23 protein-coding genes and 1 pseudogene are annotated in these 23093 nt (G+C 38.6%); 9 read left to right on the top strand and 15 right to left on the bottom strand.

Annotated elements, in window-relative coordinates; translation table 11 throughout:
- The first annotated feature begins 278 nt into the window (after positions 1–278).
- Positions 279–974, top strand: coding sequence for a hypothetical protein (locus tag ACTFWY_RS03735; protein ID WP_311828179.1), 696 nt, complete (start codon positions 279–281; stop codon positions 972–974).
- A 229-nt stretch (positions 975–1203) separates the two neighbouring features.
- Here the strand turns inward: ACTFWY_RS03735 and ACTFWY_RS03730 are convergent, their stop codons facing one another.
- The 3 genes and pseudogenes from ACTFWY_RS03730 to ACTFWY_RS03720 form a co-directional block, all read right to left on the bottom strand.
- A complete protein-coding gene (locus tag ACTFWY_RS03730) occupies positions 1204–1653 on the bottom strand; it encodes a peptidoglycan-binding domain-containing protein (protein ID WP_439926535.1) in 450 nt (149 codons plus the stop codon).
- Positions 1650–1802: a peptidoglycan amidohydrolase family protein gene (locus tag ACTFWY_RS03725; protein WP_311828178.1), complete on the bottom strand. Its 153-nt coding sequence runs from the start codon at positions 1800–1802 to the stop codon at positions 1650–1652. The genes ACTFWY_RS03730 and ACTFWY_RS03725 overlap by 4 nt, the downstream gene beginning before the upstream one ends.
- Positions 1803–2250: 448 nt before the next feature.
- Positions 2251–2370: pseudogene (locus tag ACTFWY_RS03720) on the bottom strand (site-specific recombinase); the annotation flags it as partial.
- A gap of 124 nt (positions 2371–2494) precedes the next feature.
- Here ACTFWY_RS03720 and ACTFWY_RS03715 point away from each other — a divergent pair.
- On the top strand, positions 2495–2626 hold the full coding sequence (locus tag ACTFWY_RS03715; protein ID WP_230322254.1) for a hypothetical protein: 132 nt from the start codon (positions 2495–2497) through the stop codon (positions 2624–2626).
- A gap of 841 nt (positions 2627–3467) precedes the next feature.
- Entirely contained in the window at positions 3468–4022 is a 555-nt protein-coding gene (locus ACTFWY_RS03710) for a hypothetical protein (protein WP_311828176.1), read from the top strand.
- A gap of 26 nt (positions 4023–4048) precedes the next feature.
- On the opposite strand, the gene ACTFWY_RS03705 is transcribed toward ACTFWY_RS03710, so the two are convergent.
- The 3 genes from ACTFWY_RS03705 to ACTFWY_RS03695 form a co-directional block, all read right to left on the bottom strand.
- The gene (locus tag ACTFWY_RS03705; protein ID WP_103300809.1) at positions 4049–4231 is read right to left on the bottom strand and encodes a hypothetical protein; all 183 of its coding nucleotides are present in this window, start codon (positions 4229–4231) and stop codon (positions 4049–4051) included.
- Positions 4232–4387: 156 nt separating this feature from the next.
- Positions 4388–4828 carry a peptidoglycan-binding domain-containing protein gene (locus ACTFWY_RS03700; protein WP_252711929.1) on the bottom strand — a complete coding sequence of 147 codons (441 nt, stop codon included), beginning with the start codon at positions 4826–4828 and terminating at the stop codon, positions 4388–4390.
- Positions 4825–5004 carry a peptidoglycan amidohydrolase family protein gene (locus ACTFWY_RS03695; RefSeq protein WP_439926534.1) on the bottom strand — a complete coding sequence of 60 codons (180 nt, stop codon included), beginning with the start codon at positions 5002–5004 and terminating at the stop codon, positions 4825–4827. Before ACTFWY_RS03695 ends, ACTFWY_RS03700 begins: the two co-directional genes overlap by 4 nt.
- A 101-nt stretch (positions 5005–5105) precedes the next feature.
- Here ACTFWY_RS03695 and ACTFWY_RS03690 point away from each other — a divergent pair, with 101 nt between their 5' ends.
- Entirely contained in the window at positions 5106–5990 is an 885-nt protein-coding gene (locus ACTFWY_RS03690; protein WP_208774372.1) for a hypothetical protein, read from the top strand.
- A 1061-nt stretch (positions 5991–7051) separates the two neighbouring features.
- Here the strand turns inward: ACTFWY_RS03690 and lepA are convergent.
- Positions 7052–8887: a translation elongation factor 4 gene (gene lepA / locus ACTFWY_RS03685; protein WP_003126516.1), complete on the bottom strand. Its 1836-nt coding sequence runs from the start codon at positions 8885–8887 to the stop codon at positions 7052–7054.
- 145 nt (positions 8888–9032) lie between these two features.
- Here lepA and ACTFWY_RS03680 point away from each other — a divergent pair, with 145 nt between their 5' ends.
- From ACTFWY_RS03680 to ACTFWY_RS03665, 4 genes are all read left to right on the top strand, one after another.
- Complete coding sequence (locus ACTFWY_RS03680) at positions 9033–10247, top strand: GNAT family N-acetyltransferase (RefSeq protein ID WP_103300807.1); 1215 nt, start codon at positions 9033–9035, stop codon at positions 10245–10247.
- Between the two features lie 29 nt (positions 10248–10276).
- Positions 10277–10762, top strand: a complete 486-nt coding sequence (locus tag ACTFWY_RS03675) for a nucleoside 2-deoxyribosyltransferase (protein WP_113849648.1) — start codon at positions 10277–10279, stop codon at positions 10760–10762.
- A complete protein-coding gene (locus tag ACTFWY_RS03670) occupies positions 10763–11431 on the top strand; it encodes a hypothetical protein (RefSeq protein ID WP_311828175.1) in 669 nt (222 codons plus the stop codon).
- A gap of 303 nt (positions 11432–11734) precedes the next feature.
- The gene (locus ACTFWY_RS03665) at positions 11735–11920 is read left to right on the top strand and encodes a hypothetical protein (RefSeq protein WP_003126511.1); all 186 of its coding nucleotides are present in this window, start codon (positions 11735–11737) and stop codon (positions 11918–11920) included.
- Between the two features lie 66 nt (positions 11921–11986).
- On the opposite strand, the gene lepB is transcribed toward ACTFWY_RS03665, so the two are convergent.
- Positions 11987–12556, bottom strand: a complete 570-nt coding sequence (gene lepB, locus ACTFWY_RS03660) for a signal peptidase I (RefSeq protein WP_103300804.1) — start codon at positions 12554–12556, stop codon at positions 11987–11989.
- A gap of 360 nt (positions 12557–12916) precedes the next feature.
- Complete coding sequence (gene clpB, locus ACTFWY_RS03655; RefSeq protein ID WP_311828173.1) at positions 12917–15520, bottom strand: ATP-dependent chaperone ClpB; 2604 nt, start codon at positions 15518–15520, stop codon at positions 12917–12919.
- Between the two features lie 407 nt (positions 15521–15927).
- On the opposite strand from clpB, the gene ACTFWY_RS03650 reads away from it, so the two are divergent.
- Complete coding sequence (locus tag ACTFWY_RS03650) at positions 15928–17451, top strand: ABC-F family ATP-binding cassette domain-containing protein (RefSeq protein ID WP_005471413.1); 1524 nt, start codon at positions 15928–15930, stop codon at positions 17449–17451.
- A gap of 127 nt (positions 17452–17578) precedes the next feature.
- Here ACTFWY_RS03650 and ACTFWY_RS03645 read toward each other — a convergent pair whose 3' ends face one another.
- The 6 genes from ACTFWY_RS03645 to ACTFWY_RS03620 all read right to left on the bottom strand — a co-directional run bounded on the left by ACTFWY_RS03645 (position 17579) and on the right by ACTFWY_RS03620 (position 23000).
- The gene (locus ACTFWY_RS03645; protein ID WP_005471411.1) at positions 17579–18604 is read right to left on the bottom strand and encodes a lysylphosphatidylglycerol synthase transmembrane domain-containing protein; all 1026 of its coding nucleotides are present in this window, start codon (positions 18602–18604) and stop codon (positions 17579–17581) included.
- Positions 18605–18614: 10 nt separating this feature from the next.
- On the bottom strand, positions 18615–18887 hold the full coding sequence (locus tag ACTFWY_RS03640) for a DUF1294 domain-containing protein (RefSeq protein ID WP_005471409.1): 273 nt from the start codon (positions 18885–18887) through the stop codon (positions 18615–18617).
- Between the two features lie 20 nt (positions 18888–18907).
- Positions 18908–19816 (bottom strand): diacylglycerol/lipid kinase family protein, encoded by a 909-nt coding sequence (locus tag ACTFWY_RS03635; RefSeq protein WP_103300801.1) that lies wholly within the window; start codon positions 19814–19816, stop codon positions 18908–18910.
- A gap of 131 nt (positions 19817–19947) precedes the next feature.
- Positions 19948–21177: a peptidase T gene (pepT, locus tag ACTFWY_RS03630; RefSeq protein ID WP_113849645.1), complete on the bottom strand. Its 1230-nt coding sequence runs from the start codon at positions 21175–21177 to the stop codon at positions 19948–19950.
- Between the two features lie 12 nt (positions 21178–21189).
- The gene (locus ACTFWY_RS03625) at positions 21190–22305 is read right to left on the bottom strand and encodes a Nif3-like dinuclear metal center hexameric protein (protein WP_103300799.1); all 1116 of its coding nucleotides are present in this window, start codon (positions 22303–22305) and stop codon (positions 21190–21192) included.
- Positions 22305–23000, bottom strand: a complete 696-nt coding sequence (locus ACTFWY_RS03620; protein WP_103300798.1) for a tRNA (adenine(22)-N(1))-methyltransferase — start codon at positions 22998–23000, stop codon at positions 22305–22307. The genes ACTFWY_RS03625 and ACTFWY_RS03620 overlap by 1 nt, the downstream gene beginning before the upstream one ends.
- Positions 23001–23093 lie beyond the last annotated feature (93 nt).

The following is a 23093-nucleotide window of genomic DNA, read 5'->3' as shown; positions in this document are numbered from 1 at the left end:
AATGGACACGGAATAATTCATTCAAATCGCCTTTGTTCGCTAGAGTCTTTAGAATTTCTGTAGTAAAATCGTTCATAGGGAAGTCCTCTCTTCTGTGAATGTGTTGTGGTAACTCTATTCTACAGAAGGGACTTCCTTTTTTCTATTTACACAAAATATTTTACACTCTCTATTTCAGACGAAAAAATAGTCCATATATTATTAATTTTTACTAATAATATATATTTAAGATAGCTTATAAAAGTAATATAAAAATAAAAATTGAAAATAGGGAAAATATGAAAAAGTCAAGGTTAAAAAGTTTTGTTGGTATAGCATCTGCTATAATTCTTTTTGGTGCGTTATCGCCTACAGCGGCTGTAATGGCGCATGCGAGTGAAATAACTAGCAATGAAACATCAAAAAATGCGTTGTCTACGATGGAAAATACTGTTATCGCTGAGGATAATCAATACATCGAAGAAGAACAGCGAAGCGAACAAGCTCTCGAAATCATAGAGGAAAAGTATGCTGAAGCAGCAGAGGAAACAAATATTAATTCTGCCGAAGAAGTGGTGAATAGTGATGAATATACGCTAACTGCAGAAGATGAAGCACGAATAGATCAAGCAACAACTGAATACTTGAATTTAGTGGGTTATAGTCCTCGTCGATTAAGAGGATTCGGACGTCACTGGTGGAATAGTCGAAGTTTTGTTGGTAGTGTGATCGACGTTGCTTTCATTGTTCTGGGATTTGGAGCTGGTGTCAAGTCTGCAAGTCAAGCAATGAAAATAATTAGAGCAAATAGACGAAATATCACACGTGCAATTGAAAAACAATTAAAAGCTCGAATCGGTATAAGTATTGGTTCTTGGTTATCTGCTGGCTTAGATGTTGTGGGTGTCCTATCTGGAGTAAGTCTAGGATATGCTGTAGCATGGGGGATTGACTATGTTGATGGCAGAAGACTTGATGGATATATATTAGCGTAATATGAGTAAAGAATTCCGGAAATATTTAGCCAAAATAAATATATTTCTTATTGTACTAATAGTGTTCTTCTCAGTTGCTACTATTATACTATTTATCCAAAAGCAATTTCTTTTTTGTGTACTAAGCTTCGTCTTTATCCCGACGATATCCTGGTACTACTACTCTTTTAAAAAGGTACTAAAAGAGGATAAGGATTCCAATAAAAAATAAAATCTAGTTTGTCCTATATTACTTAAGCCAACCTATAACATTTTTGTTATTCGATGCTCTCTGTAATGCTTTAACCATATCAGATACTGGACTGATAATTCCGTCAACCGTAATTCCTAATGCTTTTTGCATCGCTTTGATTGTTGCTTCACCACATAGACCATCAATTACACCAGAATAATATCCTTTAGCTTTTAGCCCCATTTGGATTGCACGAATCACGTCGGACCCGATCAAAGTAGGATCAAATTCTGCGGAATAGATATTTTGATTGTACTTTTGTTTGTATTGATGACTAATCACTTTATCTCTAGCTGTATTGTAGTATTCTTGCAAACGTAGAGTGACGAGTGGTCCCCATTGGTCATCGATTGCCAATTTAATCATTTGTGCGCTGTTGTCAGTGTTTGCATCAGAATTGCCGATTGTAACAATTCGATAGAAATGATGCGTTAATCGAGTGCTCATGTATGAATCATGGCTATCAGTATGGATTCCGTTCCAATAATACCGGTATGCCCTTCTGATCCATGAGAAGCCCCAGGAGTTCCGGCGATAAAGATATCCCCTCTGCTCACTTCTACACGACTAATTTTCTTGATCACTGTTCCATTCATGGCAAATAGAGTTTCTGTTTCACACGTTTTAACACTTTAATTCCATTAACTTCCGTTGTGCATGCTCTTTGTATACTTCTGGCGCTTCACCGATCAAATCCATCAAAGAAGGATAAAAGAACGGACCTGTTGGCTGTCACTTGGTAATATAGAAGTCTGTACCTTGGACAATTACATGAGGAATACCGTATATAGCTTTCATGTCAACCGCAACATCTTGAGCTGGTATAAACCATGCTGTTTGCGAATAAATTGGTGTGACTTCGTCTGGCAAGTCTTTGGGTCTAGCTTTACCGACTAGACCTGTCCCAAATTAGCGAAACATAGCCTGTTGCTTATCAGTAATTGTATAGGATAGTTAACTTAGCTCAAAAACAGTCAATTATAATAATGGATTGTCTACGATTCATCGGCTTGTTTTAGTAGTGTGGGGTTCTCGTAAATTCGGCATTCCACGCATTCTTGCTAAAGTTGCTGCAGTACGTCTGAACCTATGAGCATGGACGTTTGTTACTCCTGCTCGCTCCCCTAACCGTTTTACAAGCTTCTGAATTCCTGCTGACGTCATTTGGTTGCACAAAGGAAAATGATGAACCAGTTACACCTTACTCTATTAAATGGTCAGCAAATAAAGTCAAAAAACTTTGGCTCTCGATTTCCATTATCATTCATTGAGACACACTCATGCGACTATGTTATTAAAAGTAGGAACAAAGCCGAAAGCTGTTCAAAAGCAATTGGGTCATTCAAGAATCTCACCCACTTTAGATAAATATGTACACGTTACAAAACAAATGAAAAGCGAGACAGTTGATCTCTTCTAAGAATCGCTAGTATCAAAAGTTGCTCTATTTATGTAGCTTTTATATTGTGTAATATCAGATACAGTATGCGCAGCGTAAACTACCTTTTGCAATAATGGATCTGCTTTAAATCTGTTGAATTTACCGATCCATTTTATTTTTCTTCTTTTTACGTAGGGACAAGCAAGCAGTTTCTATTCTTTTTCTTCAGAATAGACTTCCCCCACGACTTCCCCTACAGAAAATCTTTCGGAATTTTGCGAGGGTACTAAAATTATATGTCCGGGCCTTATATCATTTTGAAACTTAATCATTTGCTTAGCAGCAGATCCCATTTTTCTTTTGTTTCTAGAGTTGAACACAAGTCCATTTTCACTTATCAATTTAGCCCTAATTGTATCTGAATTCCAAACGTTCTGATCAACTTCTTCTGCAGAAATTTCGTTCCATCCTATCGCAATATAGTTATTGATAAGAAAGTCATCATAAAATATTCCGCCTTCGCCTCTTACAAGCCAGTATTTAGTGTTCGGATCAAACTGTGGTAAATTTCTTATTGTGCTTTCTTGTATATTATTTTACATAAACTCCGCCTCTTCTGATTCATATCTGCTAAATAAATTAAACCAAAAGGAAGCCTCGAAAACAAGCGTTTTCCTAGGCTTCCTATAGCAGATATAATCGTATGAGGATTATGTAAGAATTATACCAAACGACAGTTTGCATTTGAACAAAAAGGAGACAAGACACTACTACTAAATCAATAAATAAATATTGTATTCATGTTTTTAGCCGTTGATTTTAAATCTACATCGTTTTATAATATATTTGTACTAATTAAATAAAGAGAGAGGGTATTTTTATGAAGAAACTGTCAGTCACCACTTTTTCTATTTTCACGCTCCTTTCAACTTTTTTATTGTCAGGTCCTAGTGTAGCAAATGCAACTACTGTGCCCCCTGCTCAACAAGCAACTTCTGCACAAGTTGAAGAAACAGATGTACAATTTTATTTCATCTCAAATCAACAAGCATTCGACGCAGCAGAATCTGCAGGTATAAATGTGAAGACTATTTTAGGCGAAGATAAATACAAAGCCGCTCTAAGACAGGATATGCTCCGTACAGGTAGCTCTTGGATCAAAACTTATAAGGTTGGCAAAGAAACAAGAATATCAATTGGAGTAAACTCAGCAATAGTAAAAACATGGAAGTATGGTGGACGAGCAGCTATTTATGCTATCCAAGCTTATGGAGCAGTTGTAGGACTCCCTTTGGATGCAATGGTGGCAAATGGAATGCATAATCAATTAAAATCCGTAAATGGCAACCGTGGTCATCAATGGGAAATTGGTACTAAGCCTTGGAGAATTATATCTAGTCGGACCCAAATGGGTGGTGGAGGAAGAGACTTTTAGTCTACAGTCTAAAAAAGCAGTGAAAATCACTGCTTTTTTATTTTGTCTTTTAATTGTGAATAAAAAATTTTTAATTGCTCCGTTACCGGAATTCCTGTTTCTTTTTTTATTCTTAGCATCTCACCAATATGAACTGCAAAAATACCATAGAAAAAATAAGCTAAAACAGCCGCTACTAAAATGGATATAATAGAAATGATTATTAGCATTCTTAACCCTCCAATTGTTTATGGAATCTTTTTATTTTAGTCTATAAGAAATATATAAAAATTAATAGTAAATTTTTCTCAAATTAATTTTTATTTAATATACGATTTGTTTTTTTACTGCAACATATGTATTGACCGCCGAAGCGGGCTATTTGTTTACCATGGAAGTTTATTGCTATTCAATGCTCTCTGTAATGCCTTAACCATATCGGATTGCGGACTGATAATACCATCAACCGTTGTTCCTAATGCTTTTTGCATCGCTTTGATTGTTGCTTCACCACATAGACCATCAATTACACCAGAATAATATTCTCTTGCTTTGAGACCCATCTGGATTGCACGAATCACGTCGGATCCGATCAAAGTAGTATCAAATTCTGCGGAATAGATATTTTGATTGTACTTTTGTTTGTATTGATGACTAATCACTTTATCTCTAGTTGTATTGTAGTATTCTTGCAAACGTAGAGTGACAAGTGGTCCCCATTGCTCATCGATTGCCAATTTAATCATTTGTGTGCTGTTGTCAGTGTTTGCATCAGAATTGCCGATCGTAACAATTCGATAGAAATGATGCGTTAATCGAGTGCTCATGTATGAATCATGGCTATCAGTATGGATTCCGTTCCAATAATACCGGTATGCCCTTCTGATCCATGAGAAGCCCCAGGAGTTCCGGCGATAAAGATATCCCCTCTTCTCACTTCTACACGACTAATTTTTTTGAGCACTGTTCCATTCATGGCAAATAGCGTTTCTGTTTCACACATTTCAACCTGGATACTAGAATGTAGTTTTTTATTTCGTCGGATAACTGACTTTTAAAACATCTTTTATTTGCTATAATTTAAGTAAAAAGTAGGTGTAAAGAATGGATACTGCATTAAAACTTCGATTACTTAAAGAAAAAAATTTACTCAAAAACCAAACTCATATAGAAGTGATGCGTCTATTAACAGACTCAAAGCTTATTGAAAAGTTGACGAGTATTGAACATAAAAATCTATTGAGTTATATCTGGAATTTAATCGGAATAGCAGAAATCCCGAATTCAATTTACCTAGAACACACACAAAACTTAATGCTCTTTATTAATAAAAATTTATCCACTGACAAAGGTTTTTCTTACACCGGATCAATTAATGATATTGTTCCTTGTTATAATGCAATGATTTTTGAAGCTTACTGCCGACTTGGTTTACATCAATCTACAGAGGCTCAAAATGCGCTTTATTGGATTAAAAACTATCAAGTTTTTGATCGTGTTACGAAAACTACTTGGCCCTACAGTGGTATTTGTAAACATGGCGGATGTATGAAGAATGTTCCTTGTTATATTGGTATAGGTAAAACAATTCGAGCATTAATTACCTATCGTGAATTTTCTCCTGTTCCAGATAAAGAGGTAAATCATTTAATTCATATCGGATTAGAATATATGTTACAGCACAATATGTTCCAACGCCTAAGTAATCGTCAACCGATTAGTGCTCATATTACCGACATTATGTTTCCTCAAAGTTATATGCTCTCCTTTACGGATCTTGTTTATATAGTCAGTAAAACAAATAGTTTTAATCGCCCAGAAGTTTCCCCACTGTTGGAAGTGCTCCGAAAAAAACAAACATCTTCTGGCGGATGGAAAACTGATTATAACTATTCTTATAACGGCTATACTCCATTTGATAACAGAAGAAAAGATTCTGAATGGATAACTGCATTATTCTCTACCTGGTTAGGGTCCATTATTTTATGACCGCTTCAAAGTCAACTATTTCGGTGGATAAATGAATCGGCATAAAATAACATTTCCTTTTTATTTTATAGATGTATAATATTGGACAAACGCTATAAGGGGTGATACTTCGTGTTACAACATTTGATTAAAAGACTAATTGCAACTTTTTTCGTTGGCATCGTATTCTATTTATTTTGCCTTATTACTAATACTCCCCATCCAGAAATAATTAGTTCCCTAGTTAAATTTTTTATTGCGGTTTTACTTGTTGATACTGCTACTTACTTTCTCAAGAAAAAGTCACCGAAGAATATCTAATCTTTATTCTAAACTAGCTTTCTAGCTAGTTTTTTTGTTGGATTGCTGACTTAATCATGTTGTGCCTAAATCAAGAATGTTGTAGTTATCGTTGTACTCCAACTAAGGTTCTTCGCATACTTCCCCACCAACTGTTGTGGTAACTTTTGCATCAGATGGCTAGTTTTTTAGTTCCTCAATTAGTTCAGCAACTGTCATTTATTTCCCCCCTATTCCGCTATTTCTGTCGATACTAGACTAATTCCCATTGATTATTCTTTTGGTTAAATCCAATTTTTTCTAAATCTACATTTTGATTGAATCTTCAAATCAGATTTGTTGAATACAGATAAACTTTGTACTTACCTTCACAAAGGTTAAGAGACTCATACATGGATGGTGAAAATCTTTCTGGCATATAAGCCCACATATTAATTGTACCAATTAAATAGTTTAGTTGTTCCCTATGTTCTTTTGTGTCTCAGTCTGTATTCCATGTCTTCTTGCCAAAGTTGCTGCAGTACGTCTGAAACTATGAGGCTGGACGTTTACTACTCCTGCTCGCTTCCCTAATTATTTTACAAGCTTCTGAATTCCTGCTGACGTCATTTGTTTGCACAATGGAAATGGTGAACCAGTTACACCTAACTCTATTAAATGGTCAGCAAATAAAGTAAAAAAAAATTTACCTACGAGCTAATCTAATCGTAGGCAAATGGTAGACAAAATATATCTTTGGACATGAAAAACTTAATTCATTTTCAAAAATCCTTAATCCTTTGCTATTTCTTCGGTTCATCCTCATCCATTTTCAGAACGGCCATGAAGGCTTCCTGCGGAACTTCTACTGAACCGATTTGTTTCATGCGTTTCTTACCTTCTTTTTGTTTCTCTAGGAGTTTCCGTTTACGAGAAACATCCCCACCATAACATTTCGCTAAAACATTTTTGCGCAGAGCCTTGATATCGGAGCGAGCCACGATTTTTTGGCCGATCGCTGCTTGTATCGGTACTTCAAATTGTTGACGCGGGATGAGTTTTTTCAATTTTTCTACGATGGCTTTTCCGCGTTCGTAGGCAAAATCTCGGTGAACAATAAAGCTTAATGCATCGACTTTTTCAGCGTTCAACAAGATATCCATTTTAACTAACTTGCTGGTACGGTAACCGGACATTTCATAATCCAGTGATGCATAACCTTTTGTGCTGGATTTCAGTTTGTCAAAGAAATCAAAGACGATTTCAGATAATGGAATTTCATAGACGACATTGACCCGATAATCATCTAGGTAGTCCATGGTGACAAAATCTCCCCGCTTACGCTGTGAGAGTTCCATAACTGCACCTACATAGTCATTTGGTACCATGATTTGTGCTTTGACAAAAGGTTCTTCGACATTTTCAATAGTACCTGGTTCAGGGAAATCTGCTGGATTATCGACTGTCACGGTTGTTCCGTCTGTCTTGTTGACATGATAGATAACAGAAGGCGCTGTCGTGATCAATTCCAAATTGAACTCACGTTCTAAACGCTCTTGAACAACATCCATATGCAAGAGACCTAGGAAACCGCAACGGAAACCAAAGCCTAGCGCTTGAGAAGTTTCAGGCTCGAATTGGAGTGCCGCATCATTCAATTGCAGCTTCTCTAATGCTTCCCGCAGATCATTGTAACGAGAAGTATCGATTGGATAGAGTCCACAATACACCATTGGATTCATTTGACGATACCCTTCCAAAGCTTCTTGGGCTGGATTATTTGCTAGTGTCACAGTATCCCCTACTTGTGTATCTTTCACTGTTTTGATAGCTGCTGTGATATAACCAACATCTCCCACCATCAATGCATCCCGTTGGATCGCTTTAGGTGAAAACACCCCAACTTCGGTGACATCAAAGGTTTTTCCATTACTCATCATTTGAATTTTATCCCCAGGTTTGACCATCCCATCCATGATACGGACGTTCAGAACAACCCCTCGATAAGAATCGTAGACAGAATCAAAGATTAATGCTTTCAATGGCGCTTCAATATCTCCAGCTGGTGCCGGTACATATTCGACAATTTGTTCTAAGATATCTTCGATGCCAATTCCGGCTTTGGCACTAGCTAAAACCGCTTCACTTGCATCGATACCGATAACGTCTTCGATTTCTGTACGTACTCGTTCTGGGTCTGCTGCTGGCAGATCGATTTTATTGATGACTGGTAAGATCTCTAAGTCGTTGTCCAGAGCCAAATAAACATTGGCTAATGTTTGAGCTTCAATCCCTTGAGCTGCATCCACAACCAATACAGCACCTTCACACGCAGCCAAACTCCGCGATACTTCATAAGTGAAATCCACGTGTCCTGGTGTGTCGATCAAATGGAAAATATAGGTTTCACCATCTTTTGCGGTATAATTCAACTCAACCGCATTCAATTTAATGGTGATTCCCCGTTCCCGTTCTAAGTCCATGGAGTCTAATAATTGATTTTGCATTTCTCTGGACGTTACCGTATGAGTTTGTTCCAAAATCCGATCGGCTAGCGTAGACTTTCCGTGGTCAATATGAGCGATAATGGAAAAGTTACGAATCTTTTCCTGTCGTTTTTTCATTTCTTCTATATTCATGGATACGTTCCTCATTTCTTTTAGTCAGCTTTTCTATTATACCAACGAAATGCTGATAATTAAAGTATTTTTCTTGACCGATATCTAAACAAATTTGTTCAGGTTTTGCTATACTATAGCTAGTAAATAAATTGGAGTTGAAAGAATGGACAATAATTTTCATCAAGATTTGCATATTCGACCAGTAGAAGAAAAAGATGTCGATCAGTTCAATGAGCTTCTAAGCTATGTTTTTCAAATCACTGAGTCGGACATCGAGGAAAGCGGTTATGAAAGCAAGCGTGAAATGATCAAATCAAAACGACCAATCTTGGAATTATCTAAAGTGTTCGGGTGGTTCAACGGTGATCAGCTTGTTTCACAAATTGCTGTCTATCCCTGTGAAGTGAACATTCATGGAACTCTTTACAAAATGGGCGGCGTGACCGGTGTCGGAACTTACCCTGAATATGCGGGACATGGACTGATGAAAGACTTGATCAAACTCGCTCTTGAAACGATGCGAGCAGACAAGCAATGGATCTCTTATCTCTATCCTTATAATGTTCCTTATTATCGTCGTAAGGGCTGGGAGATGATGTCAGATAAATTAACCTTCAAAATACGTGATACCCAGTTACCAAAAACGGTGGAAGTTCCAGGGATCGTTGAACGAAAAGAGGTAGATGATCCTGACGTTTTTACTGTCTATAATCAATTTTCAAGAGAAAATCATGGCGCATTACAGCGGACCGCTTTTCACTGGGAAGAATACTGGCGCTACGAAAACGAAGAAAGCCGAACAGCAGCTGTCTATTATAATAAAAGTGGTCACCCCACTGGTGTGCTTTTTTATTGGGTCGCCGAAGAAGTCTTTCACGTAAAAGAAATGTTTTACTTGAATCAAGAAGCCCGCAATGGATTATGGAACTTTATCTCGGCTCATTTCTCTATGGTCTACTGGGTCAAAGGCGATATTTATAAAAATGAACCTTTGGCTTTCTTGTTGGAAGACAGCCAAATCAAAGAAACGATCGAACCTTACTATATGGCACGCATCGTTGACGTAACAGAGTTTTTGAAAAAATTCCCCTTTAAAGCATTCGATCAGCCTTTTCATTTCGTTGTCTCCGATCCTGTTGCTGAATGGAATAATGGTATTTTTGGATTGAACTATGCTAAAGGTGAAGTCATCGTTTCGAATGATCCGATCGGAAAAGCGGTCCAATTAGATATCCAAACGTTAACTTGCGTACTGATGAATTATCGAAGACCTGCGTATTTGGCTCGAATCGAGCGTCTCCATACCGATTCGGATACGTTACAGTTATTGGAGACTATTATTCCTGATATGGAAGCTTATTTTGGCGACTATTTTTAATCATGTTGATAAAATGAAGGAGAATGAAAATGAATATTTACTTTGCAGCCCCCCTCTTTGCTAAAAGTGATCTGCTTTATAATGCCGATCTAGTCAATCAAATCCGAAGCACCTATCCACAAGCAGATATCTATTTGCCACAAGAAAATGCATCCATTAATGATAAGTCTGCTTATGCTGATAGTAAAATGATAGCTCAAGCTGATACAGAAAAAGTATTGGAAAGTGACCTAATGATTGCATTATTAGATGGTCTAACGATCGATCCAGGCGTAGCTTCAGAAATCGGCGTGGCTTTTGCCAAAGAAATCCCTGTCTTAGGGCTATATACAGACAGTCGCCAACAAGGAGCAGATAATCAGCAAAAGATTACTGCACTGAAAACTGTAGCCGAAAATCAATTTCATTATTTGAATCTCTATACAGTCGGTTTGATCAAACTGAATGGAGAGATCTATTCTTCAGAAACTGCTTTACTAGAAGGCTTGGCTGCCTATCTCGGGGAGGAACAATAAATGGGTGATAATTATAAACGTTTATTAAAACTATTTACACTATTTGGCTTCCTTGTTTTCGCATTTTCTGTTTGGGAATTCTTTCAAGGTGTCTATCCTAAACAGCAAGCACTGATTTTTCTTGTTCAAGCATTACTAGGTATTTTGTTGATCTATGTACCTGAATTCAGTAAAAAGCTGTTCCGTATTCAACTTCCCAATGCGACTATTTACTTTTATTGGTTCTTTCTGTTGATCTCGGTCTTTATGGGAACGATTTTGCATCTGATTGAAATTATTTCCTTCTGGGATAAAGTACTGCACACAGTTAGTCCGATGGTTCTGACAGCAGTTGGTTATGGGTTGATCTGTATGTTCCTAAAAGATGTTCCAGTACGAAAAGTTTCTCCATGGCTTTTTCTTCTGATGGGATTTGCTTTTGCAGGCCTGTGTGGTGTTTTTTGGGAGTTCTGGGAGTTTATCTGCGATTCGCTTGGTGGAATGAATCTGCAGCGCTATGCGACGCTAGAAGGCACCCCATTCATTGGCCGCGAGGCATTGATGGATACGATGGGTGATCTTTTGACCAACACGATCGGAGCTGTATTGATGGGATTGATTGCTTACTTCCAAGGGCGAGGCAAGCCTGATTATTTTGAAAGCTATCGTATCAAAAAAAGTGAACAGTGATTTTTATCAACTGTCTGAACTAGTTTTATTAGTTCAGACAGTTTTTTTATCCGAATGATTTCGCAAAAACTAATTTTGACAATGATCTTTTTTTAGCAAAAATCTCCCAAATCCATTGTATCCGCTTTTATTATTAAAGGAATAAACGTTATTTAATAATTTATGTTATTGGACGAGTCCTCTTTATACCAATAATTGCAAAAAGAATTGCCTGAAATGTAGTGTATTTGATTTCACGATTCTCAAAAGGTCTGTTATAATATTTAACAATAAGTCGACCTGGAAGTCAGTAAGGAGATCGCCATGATTTTGACGGTATTTTTTCTTTTGTGCTGCATGATCTTTTCATCTATTACCTATGCCTTTTCTAAAGATGCACGAAAATTCGTCCAACCCCTACCTATTAAAATCATTTTCATTGCTTCTGCGGCGATTGCCGTTTGGACAATGTTCTTTTCCGTGATTGCGCTAGTAGCTTGGGTCGTTTAAAAAAGCATTCTTGCATGTTTCGAGTGAAGACTCGCTCCTGTGCAAGAATGCTTTTTTACTGTGCTTTTAAAATAATGAAATTTCACTTAATGGCCAGTAACGCAAGATAACTTTTCCCTGCATTTGATCGGCATCCACCACACCGAAAGAACGGCTATCTCTTGAAATCAGACGATTGTCTCCCATAACAAAATATTTTCCCTTAGGGACGGTAATAGAGAAATCTTCAGTGAATTGGGTTGCACTGGCCGCGATTTGCTGGAATAATTCCCGGTAGCTATATTCCTTTTGCAACTGATCATCCGCAAATTGCTTCTTAAAATCTTCTAAGTACTCTTCGTGATACTCTTTGCCATTGATTGTCAGGACGTCATTTTTCATCTCGATTTTATCTCCAGGCAAACCAATTAGGCGTTTCACCGCAATTTTACTGGTATCATCCGGTTCTACGCAAATAATCACGTCTTGCCGCTGATAACTTGAAATCTTGGAAGCAATCAAGCGTTGTCCATCAGCCAAAGTCGGATCCATTGAATGCCCGCTGACTTTGACAGGCGTTAAAATAAACAATCGAACAACAATAATCACCACAATAAAAGCGAGAATAAACCAATTCTCTTTTAAAAATTTCTGCATCTTATTTTATTTGCTCCTTCAACTATTTTCTCAGTAGATCCTTCATTAGAAAATAGACCTGCGTTTTGCGTTTACTTCTCAATCTTACGTTTAATTTGCCTTTTCGGCAAGTAAAATCTTTTTACGAAAGGTTTTTTTTACGAGAAATTTACCAATCTTTGTTTAATAAAAAGGAAGTTCTTAAACCACATTGACGTAGCATAATAACATGATGATTTTTTTATTCAAAAGAAAAAACCTGAAAAATAACGGAATAGGCAGAAGACTTTATTCAGGTCTTTCCCACAGTATCATTCCGTCTATCATTCAGGTAATTCAAGGGTTATTTTTCTCGTTTAAGTTAGATGACTAAGAAATATCTTATTCACTTATCGGTGTATTTTCAAAAACAAGCTGGTCATTCAACACTTCTATCGTCACTTTTGTTTTCGGCAGAACACGTCCTGCAACGATTTCTTTAGCCAGAGGTGTTTCTACCTCCCGTGTAATGAAACGCCGCAATGGTCTTGCGCCATAAGCGGGTTCGTACGAATGCTCTGCGATCCATTTTTTGGCTTCTTCTGTAATGGATAACTGAATGTCTTGATTTTCCAATCGTTGAGACAATTGAGCAATAATTTTATCCACGATACCTGTAACATTGGCTAGGCTTAGTGGCGTGAATAAAATTGTATCATCGATACGGTTCAAGAACTCTGGTTTAAAATGACCGCGTAATAGCGAACGAACATTTTCAGCAACCGATTCTGGAATCGTTCCTTCCTCAGTCACACCATCTAATAGTATTTGCGAGCCAATATTGCTCGTCATGATCAAGACCGTGTTCTTGAAATCTACTACTCGACCTTTTGAATCCGTCAATCGGCCGTCATCCAATACTTGCAATAAAATATTGAAAACATCTGGATGGGCTTTTTCGATCTCATCCAATAAGACGATCGTATAAGGGTTACGGCGAACAGCTTCTGTCAGTTGGCCACCTTCTTCAAAACCAACATAACCTGGAGGTGCTCCGACTAAACGTGACACAGAATGTTTCTCCATGTACTCACTCATGTCAATCCGCACCATATGATCTTCTGAATCAAACAGATTGACGGCTAACGCTTTGGCTAACTCGGTCTTACCGACTCCTGTTGGCCCTAAGAATAGGAAAGAACCTAATGGTCGATTCGGATCTTGGAGACCTGCACGGGAACGGATCACCGCATCACTTACTGCATCGACTGCCTCGTCTTGGCCAATCACGCGTTGATGGAGTGTTTCATTCAATTTCAGTAGTTTTTCCCGTTCGCCTTCTACCAATTTCGCAACCGGAATGCCTGTTAGGCGACCAACAACTAGTGCAATTTCGTTTTCAGTCACAGATTCTTGCACCATTCGAACGCCTTCCGCTTGGTTTTTTGCTTCCAATTCGGCAAGTTCTTTTTCTAATTGCGGAATCGTTCCATGGCGTAAAACAGCAGCGCGCTCTAAATCATAATTATTTTCAGCATCTTCTAATTCATGTTTGGCTTTGTCGATTTCTGCCCGTTTATTGGAAACCGCATTGACTTCATCTTTCTCAGTTTCCCATTGCATCTTCATGGTATTGGCTTCTTCCCGCAAATCAGCTAATTCTTCTTGCAGGTTTGCCAACCGTTTTTTAGAAGCATCATCCGTTTCTTTTTTCAATGCGGCTTCTTCAATTTCCAGCTGCATTAAACGTCGAGTGACTTGATCGAGTTCAGTTGGCATTGAATTCATTTCTACGCGGATCGTTGCACTCGCTTCATCAATCAGATCGATTGCCTTATCCGGCAAAAAGCGATCGGTAATATATCGATCAGACAATGTCGCTGCAGCAACTAGGGCATTGTCATGAATGTTGACCCCGTGATGGATCTCAAAGCGTTCTTTTAGTCCCCGCAAGATCGAGATAGTATCTTCAACCGTTGGTTCCTTGACTAAAACTTTTTGGAAACGACGTTCCAAAGCTTTATCTTTTTCCATATATTGACGGTATTCGTCCAATGTTGTTGCACCGATCGTATGAAGTTCGCCACGAGCCAGCATTGGTTTTAGTAAATTACCAGCATCCATGCTGCCTTCCGTTTTGCCGGCACCCACGATATTGTGGATCTCATCAATAAATAAGATGATCCGTCCTTCAGATTTCTTGACTTCTTTCAAGACCGCCTTCAACCGTTCTTCAAATTCACCACGGAATTTTGCTCCAGCGATCAATGCGCCCATGTCTAAAGAGAAAATCGTTTTGTCTTTTAAGTTTTCCGGTACATCTTTTCTAACGATTCGTTGCGCCAGTCCTTCAACGATCGCTGTTTTACCGACACCAGGCTCTCCAATCAAAACAGGATTATTTTTGGTTTTTCTTGAAAGAATACGAATCACATCGCGGATCTCTTCATCCCGGCCAATGATCGGATCCATTTTTCCACTGCGGACTTGTTGAACGAGGTCCACACCATATTTTTCTAAGGCTTTGTATTGTTCTTCTTGGTTTTGAGATGTCACACGTTCTCCTCCTCTCAAAGATTCAATGGTTGCTTTTAATTCTTTTTCATTGATTCCTTGACCTTTTAAGTAATTGGTCAATGGATGGTTTTTTAGTTTCATTAATGCGAGTAAAACGACTTCAGTCGATAAATACTCATCATTGAACTCTTTTTTTAGTTGGTCTGCTTCAGAAAGCAAACGAAATAAGTTTTGACTCATGCTTTGTCCGTATTGAACATTGCCACCTTCAACAGATGGGATTTCATCCAATAGTCGGTCAACTTCCTTCTCGAAAGCATCGACATCAAGACCAGCGTCCGTATAAAAATTGCGGCCAAATTGATTGGCTTGCAATAAAATTTTCCATAAATGAGCGATATCGATCTCCTGATGATGGCGTGTTACCGCTACTTGTTGTGCTTCTGCAATGGCACTTTGTAAAGTTGTTGTCATTTTTTCTGGGTTCATTGTTCTACCTCCCCGTCATTTCTAGGATTTCTCCTACATTGTAGTATACCACTTTGGTCAGTAATGGTCAAAAGATATGCAAGCACTTTTTGATTTTCTTTTTTAGCAAACTATCAGCAAAAGTTGACACGGGGAAAGCTAAGATGTTATGCTTAATGAACAATTTCTACGGAGGAAAAGCAGATGTCACGCTACTATTTTAAATTTATCTTTAAATTTATCAGAAAATCTGCTCTTAACAAGAACACGATGAAGCATTGTTAAGAGCCTACAAGCGCCTAGCGCATCTGCTTCATCAAAGACTCGGAGTGAGGTTTCTTTCTCATGCCCTGGTTTTTGATGGATACTAAAAAGATTGTAAGCTGTAGACAATGACTGTCTATGGCTTTTTTATATGGAGGAAAATCATGTTAACACTATCAAATCTATCGCAACAATTCGGCGACAAAATCTTGTATGAAGAAGTCAGCGTTCAAATCAATCGTGGCGAGAAAGTCGGACTGATTGGACGAAACGGTGCCGGAAAAAGTACCTTGATCAAAATCATTACCGGGGAGATTCTTCCTGATGAAGGCCAGGTCACTTTCCCAAAAAATCTGAAAATGGGCTATTTGGATCAATATGTCAATGTGGACGAAACCCAAACCATTCGCGATTTCTTACGCTCAGCCTTTGCTGCTGATTTTGAAAAAGAGGCAAAAATTGCTTCACTATATGGTGAATATGCTGAAACATTGGATGATGAGTTACTTGAAAAAGCCGGTGAATTACAAAATCAATTGGATCAAGGTTCCTTCTATCAAATGGACACACTGATTGCTGACTTAGCGGAAGGTCTGGGCATTGCCATTCTTGGTATGGAGACCCCACTGGTCAATTTAAGTGGTGGGCAGCGATCAAAATTAATCTTAGCAAAAATGTTATTGGAAAAACCCGATATGCTGATCTTGGATGAACCAACCAATCACTTAGATGATGAGCACATCAAGTGGCTGGTTCAATTTCTCCAGGATTTCAATGGCACCTATTTGGTGGTTTCTCATGACCAACAGTTTCTCAACCAGATCACGACGCATATCATCGATATCGAATTTGGCAAATTAACGAAATATACCGGCAATCTCGAAAAATCACTGAAGCTCAAAGCGTTGCAAAATGAAAGTTATTTGAAACAATATGAAGCCCAACAGGCACATATCAAGAAAACGGAAGCCTATATTCGAAAATATAAAGCGGGTTCTCGTTCTACGATGGCTAAAAGCCGAGAAAAACAATTAGCGAAAATCGAACGATTAACGCCACCAACAGATGCCCCGACACCGCATATTGCTTTTCCTTATGCCCCTATCGTCACAACATTGGCGTTGGAAACAACACACTTAGAAATTGGCTATGACAAACCGCTTTTGTCACCGATCGATTTGACGATACGCTACGGTGAAAAAATCGCTATTCGCGGGTTTAATGGAATTGGGAAATCAACGTTGATCAAGACACTCTTAGGTCAGATACCGGCTATCAATGGATCGGTTTCATTTCCCCAACACACAAAATTCAATTATTTCTCGCAAGACTTAACTTGGGAACAACCATTACAAAATCCTTTGCACTATATGAGCGATAAATTTCCTAAAGCTACAATCAAAGAACTACGCCGCCAATTATCCCGTGCAGGATTGCCGAGTCAGCTGGCACAAGAAGCGCTAAAATCATTGAGTGGTGGCGAACAAACAAAAGTCAAACTTGCTGAAATGATGATGATCAAAAGCAATTTTCTTCTATTGGATGAGCCTACTAATCATATTGACCAAGCAACCAAAGATAATCTGAATGCAGCACTGGCTGATTTTCAAGGAACTGTCTTAGTGGTTTCCCACGAAGCCGATTTCTACGAAGACTTTGCAGATCGAATTATTGAATTAAGTGAATAAGTACGACACTAAAAAATCTCGAAGAAGTGCCGAAATTTCAGCGAACTAGCTGAAGTTTTTGAGGCATGCCTTCGAGATTTTTTTGATTTAGATTTAATAGGAGAAAGAAAAAGTTTCATTCCTTTGCTCACGCTTTTTCGTTCTTCAACTCTTCCAACTCAGCACTCATGGTTTTGCGTTTTTCCAAAATGACATAGACGAAACCGATCACGAATGGCCAAATAAAAGTAGCAAATCGATAAAGCAACATCGATGACGCTGCATCAACAGTTCCTACCATTGGTCCAAAAAGTAACATATAAACAAATTCAAACGAACCGATTCCAGCCGGCGTAGGAATAACACCCGATAGGATCACTGCAAAACTGACAAAAGAAAGCGTCAGTAAGAAGTCGATTTCTGGATGTTTAGGTGCCAATACTACATAAGGAATCACATACCAAGCAGCCAATTTAACGACATTCCAGAAATAGATCCGTAAAAAAGCCGTACGATCACGGAGAATCGAATAGACTGTCTCCCGTAACGAGTAAATCTGCGTATTGCAAGTATCGATGATTTTGCGCATGCTCTTACTTTTGAAAAGTTTGTCGCTGATTACCACAAAAGCGACTTGAACGTTGACACTTACAGAAAGTGCAAGTAAAAAGGCAATAATCAGAAAAGTAACGACCATACCAGCTAATATCACCCAAATCATATTTGGGGCTTTCTCAAAGAATAAAGAAAATTGAATCACTAGCCCTGCGATAGCATAAGTCAAGACCGCCAATTTATACATGACCATATGCAACGTAGTCACACCCACACCTTGTGACAATTTCAATCCATTTTTACGATAAAAATTGACTTCTGATATCAACGTCCCAGCACCAAAAGTAATAATTCGATAGAATCCAGAGTAACAAACGGTAAATAAGCCGTCTTTCGTTGTAAACTCCGGTTGAAATCCTACAGCGATCTCTTTGACGGAACGTCCTTCAATAAATAAGTAAATTGTTCCTAACGCCATCACTGCTGTAACGATCGACAGACTGGTTTGTCTTAATTCCGCCAAAATATCAGTCATAGAGCTGCGAATAAAATAGTACATCGCACCTAAGATCACGACCATTAATAGCAGGTTTAAGGCAAATTTCACTTTTGCTTTCATTTTTAACTCCTTAGGCAAACTTAATAAACAATAGAAGATCTACAATCACACCGAAAGCAAAAAAAATATAAAATTTACGTTTGCGTGTTTTATGGTGAAAAACGCGTTGCGCGATCAATCCACCGATTCCGCCGCCAATCAATCCCATAAACAACAGATTCCATTCAGGGACACGCCATTTTTTTCTTACGGCTTGGTATTTATCATACCCCATCAAGCCAAAAAGATAAAGATTCGCTATAAGTAAATAAAACCACAATGGATTTTGTATAAATTCTGTCATCATTTCTCCCCTGGTTGATATTATTTAGCATCCAAGTCTTCTTCTTGAACACGGACACGAAGGGCCTGTTTCATCACCTTCATTTTAACAGGCAAATTATCTGTCGGATCGCCATCAGTTCGTGTATAAACAGTTTTTTCCTGAGCACGAATCTCAATTTCATTTGCAGTAAAGTACTCGACACCTGGCACTTTCGCAATACGACCACGTATGATCCGGGGCAAATAAATAATGAATTCCAATAGATTGAGTTTTGGCAATAAAATCATGTGAAACAGCCCGTCATCTGGTCGTGCCAACTCATCGAAATTGGTAAATCCGCCAGCTGAATTGGACATGACTACTGTTAACAATTGACTCTTGCCACGCCAGCGTTTTCCGTCTGCAATAATTTCTAATTTGTATTGTTTCTTTTTGAATAAATAATGGAAAAACCGCTTGGTAAAAGCGAGTGGTCCGAACTGTTGTTTTTCTTCTTGCGAAGTAGCCGCTGCCGTATCGGCCAGCAATCCGATGGTCATCGTCGAGATCATCATGGAGTCATTGACCAATCCATAATCAATTTGTCGATCAGTCCCATTCAATATCGTTTCAAATGCTTCTTCAGGTTTGAGAGGAATCCCTAACATACGGGCAAAGTTATTGACCGTTCCGCCTGGAATAATTGCCACTGTCAGCTTATCTAACTGATCCACAAATGTTTGCAGCGCATGATGGATTGTACCGTCTCCACCAATGATTGCAATCGTATCGATTTGGTGTTCTTTCGCATTTTTTTGGATTGTTTCCGGCTCAATATCAGGATTGGAAGGTTGCAAGACTGCTTCACTTTTAGGATCATGTTCTTCTAGATAGTTCTTAAAAGACTCTGCAGTATCCTTGGCATCGCTTTTACCAGCCGTATCATTATATAAAACCATGATCTTCATATTTTTCACTTCCTAAATAAAATAGGGCTGCGAATGGTGCAGACTTCTGCATCAAGTCTCAGCCCATTATTCAACTCATTTTTCATTATCAAGCGATATTTTTCCACTTGAAAACGAAACAAAATAAAGTTCTACTGTGCGTTTTTTTCGGCAATCTTCACGATTACATCAGTTGCTTTTTTCATTGATTCCAAGGAAACAAATTCATAGCGTCCATGCATATTTTCACCACCGGCAAAAATATTTGGTGTCGGAATCCCTAAATAAGAGATCTTCGATCCATCTGTTCCGCCTCGAACTGGTTCGATCACTGGCTCGATACCCAGATCTTCCATTGCAGACTTAGCTAACTCAATAATACTCATGTCTTTTTCAATGATTTCTTTCATGTTGTAATATTGATCATATAAATCCATTTGGATTCTTGCTTCGTCAAATTGAGCATTCATTTTTTCTTGGATTGTAAGCAATTGTTTTTTACGATTTTCAAACGTTTCACGATCATGATCACGAATGATATACGCCATTTTTGCTTCTTCGACGGTTCCATTCAACGCCATCAGATGGAAAAACCCTTCAGCACCATCTGTTTTTTCCGGCACTTGATCTTTTGGCAATTGATTATGAAAATCAATCGCCAATTGCAAAGCATTGATCATCGTATCTTTTGCGGTTCCTGGGTGCACATTTTTCCCTTGGATCGTCAGTTCAGCTTGTGCAGCATTGAAAGTTTCATATTGCAACTCACCCACTGGACCGCCATCCATGGTATAAGCAAAATCAACATTGAAATCAGCCACATCAAATTTATCAGCCCCCACCCCAATTTCTTCATCTGGTCCAAAGGCGATTTTGATTTCTCCGTGTTTGATTTCAGGATGGTTAAGCAAAATTTCCATCGCCGTCAAAATCTCTGCGATACCTGCTTTGTCATCGGCTCCTAAAAGCGTGCTGCCATCTGTCGTAATCAATGTTTCTCCACGATAATTTTTCAAATTAGGAAAGTCTTTGATATTCAGTGTAAATTTGCCCTCTTTATCCAATTTGATCGTTGACTCACCGTCATAGTTTTCAATAATTTGGGGATCCACATTCACCGCGTTAAAATCCGCCGTATCCATATGTGCGATAAATCCAATGGAACGAACTGGTTCGGAAACATTACTTGGTAACGTACCAATCACAAAACCATTTTCCTCATTATAATGGACATCATGAAGTCCTAATTCTTCCATTTCTTTTTGCAATGTCTTGGCAAACGCCACTTGCGTTTGTGTGGAGGGTGTTGTTTGGCTTGTCGCATCAGAACGAGTTTCCGTCTTTACATATCTTAAAAAACGCGGTAATAAATTTTCGTACATAATTGATCACTCCTATTTATATTGGAATGGATTTGTGGAAGTCTCTGAAGGAATAAAGTCTACCTGCCAACCTTCTTCCGCTTTCCATTCATTGAATTTTTTGATAAAACGAGGGATACATTCCCGTTCAATGTTATGACCTGGATCGATTGCCGTCAAGCTGTTTGCTTGTATATCATGAGCGGTGTGATAACTGATGTCTCCAGTAATATACACATCTGCTTTGGCCTTCACGGCTTCTTGATAAAACTGTTCGCCACTGCCGCCGCATATAGCAATCCGTTGAACGTTTTGCCGCTTTGCTTTTGGTTCGATCAAACGCAACCCCTCTAACTGAAAAACACTTTTGATTTCATCGATGAAATCTTCCAACAAAACAGGTGCTTTTAATTGACCTACTCGCCCGATCCCATAATGCTGAGACAAGTTATCCAAGGAATAAAGGTCATAGGCGGGTTCTTCATAGGGATGCGCCTCAACCATCGCTTGCAACACCTTTTCGGTGATGGTTTCTGGGAAAATCACTTCGATTTTTGCTTCTTGTACCGACTCTTCTTCCCCAATTTCACCAATCGCAGGATGCGCATCCTCTTGAGGAGTAAAACGGCCGGTACCAATCAGTGAATAGCTGGTGTTTTGATAATTGCCTTGCTGTCCAGCTCCAGCTTTTCCTAAAGCTTTCCTCATTGATGCGCCTTGCTCAATTGGAACAAAAACAGCCAATTTTTTCATTTTGATTGTATGGGTGGGAACGAGATACGTGGTTTCTTCTATTCCAAGCATTTCACAAAACCAGTCATTCAGCCCATCATGAATAATATCCATATTCGTATGCGCAGCATAGACCGAAATATTATGTTTGATCAGATCCATATACATTTTTTGTTGCGGATCATCGGCTCTCAAACGACGTATGGAACGAAAAATCGGTGGATGTTTGGCAACAATGAAGTCTACTTGTTTTTCAATTGCTTCTGCAACGACTTCTGGACGAACATCTAATGTCATCATTACCCGTTGGATCTCGTTGTCCAACGTTCCGATATGCAATCCCACTGGATCACCATCTTCTGCTAACCATTGCGGACAATATCTTTCGAAACGTTCAATAAACGTTCTAGCTAACATTATTCCAGCACCTCCTTGATCCAATCAATCTGTTCGTTTAACTCACTTATTTTATCTTGAGGAGGAATTGCCGCTTTCTCTAGTTCTTGCAAAACGATTTCTCGCTGCTGCAATTCATGGGCCCATTTTTTATAAAAAACGAGATTTTTTTCTTTCAATAAACACGGGCCAAAAAATAATTCTTGTGGTGTATAGATTTTACTGCCTTCTTCAGCTACGATGATTTCGTAGTTTTTATGGTTTTCTTCAATCAGTTCTTCGTGTAAAATCATGTAATTATTCTCCTGAAGCCATTCTCGCAAAGTCCGCTCCCCCACATTGGGTTGCAAGACAAGGCGCTCCTTCCCAGTAATTTTCTGCTGAGATTTTCCATTTTCTAAAATTGTTCGAATCAAAGTGCCACCCATACCAGCAATAACCACCGTATCAATCTGATCATCAGGTTGGATTGCAGCTAACCCATCTGCTAAGCGAACAGTGATTTTGTCGCTCAAGCCATTTTTTTCGACTTGCCGTGAAGCAGATTCGAATGGTCCTTTTACAACTTCACCTGCTACTGCATACTGAATTTTATTTTGTAGCATCAATGCCACGGGTAAATAGGCATGATCTGATCCAATATCTGCCAAGCGGGCTTGATCCGGAATCTGTTCGCCAACACGAGTCAATCGCAGGGATAATGATTGTTCGTTCATAACGTCACTCCTTCAGAAATAGTATATCATTCTTTATTGCATTTTAAAGGGAGAGTTTTTACTCCTTTTATTTACGGCTTTACTTCGCCTAGA

Source organism: Enterococcus sp. 125944, assembly GCF_051909435.1.
Lineage (GTDB): Bacteria > Bacillota > Bacilli > Lactobacillales > Enterococcaceae > Enterococcus_D > Enterococcus_D gallinarum.
This window is presented reverse-complemented; position numbering and strand designations above follow the sequence as displayed.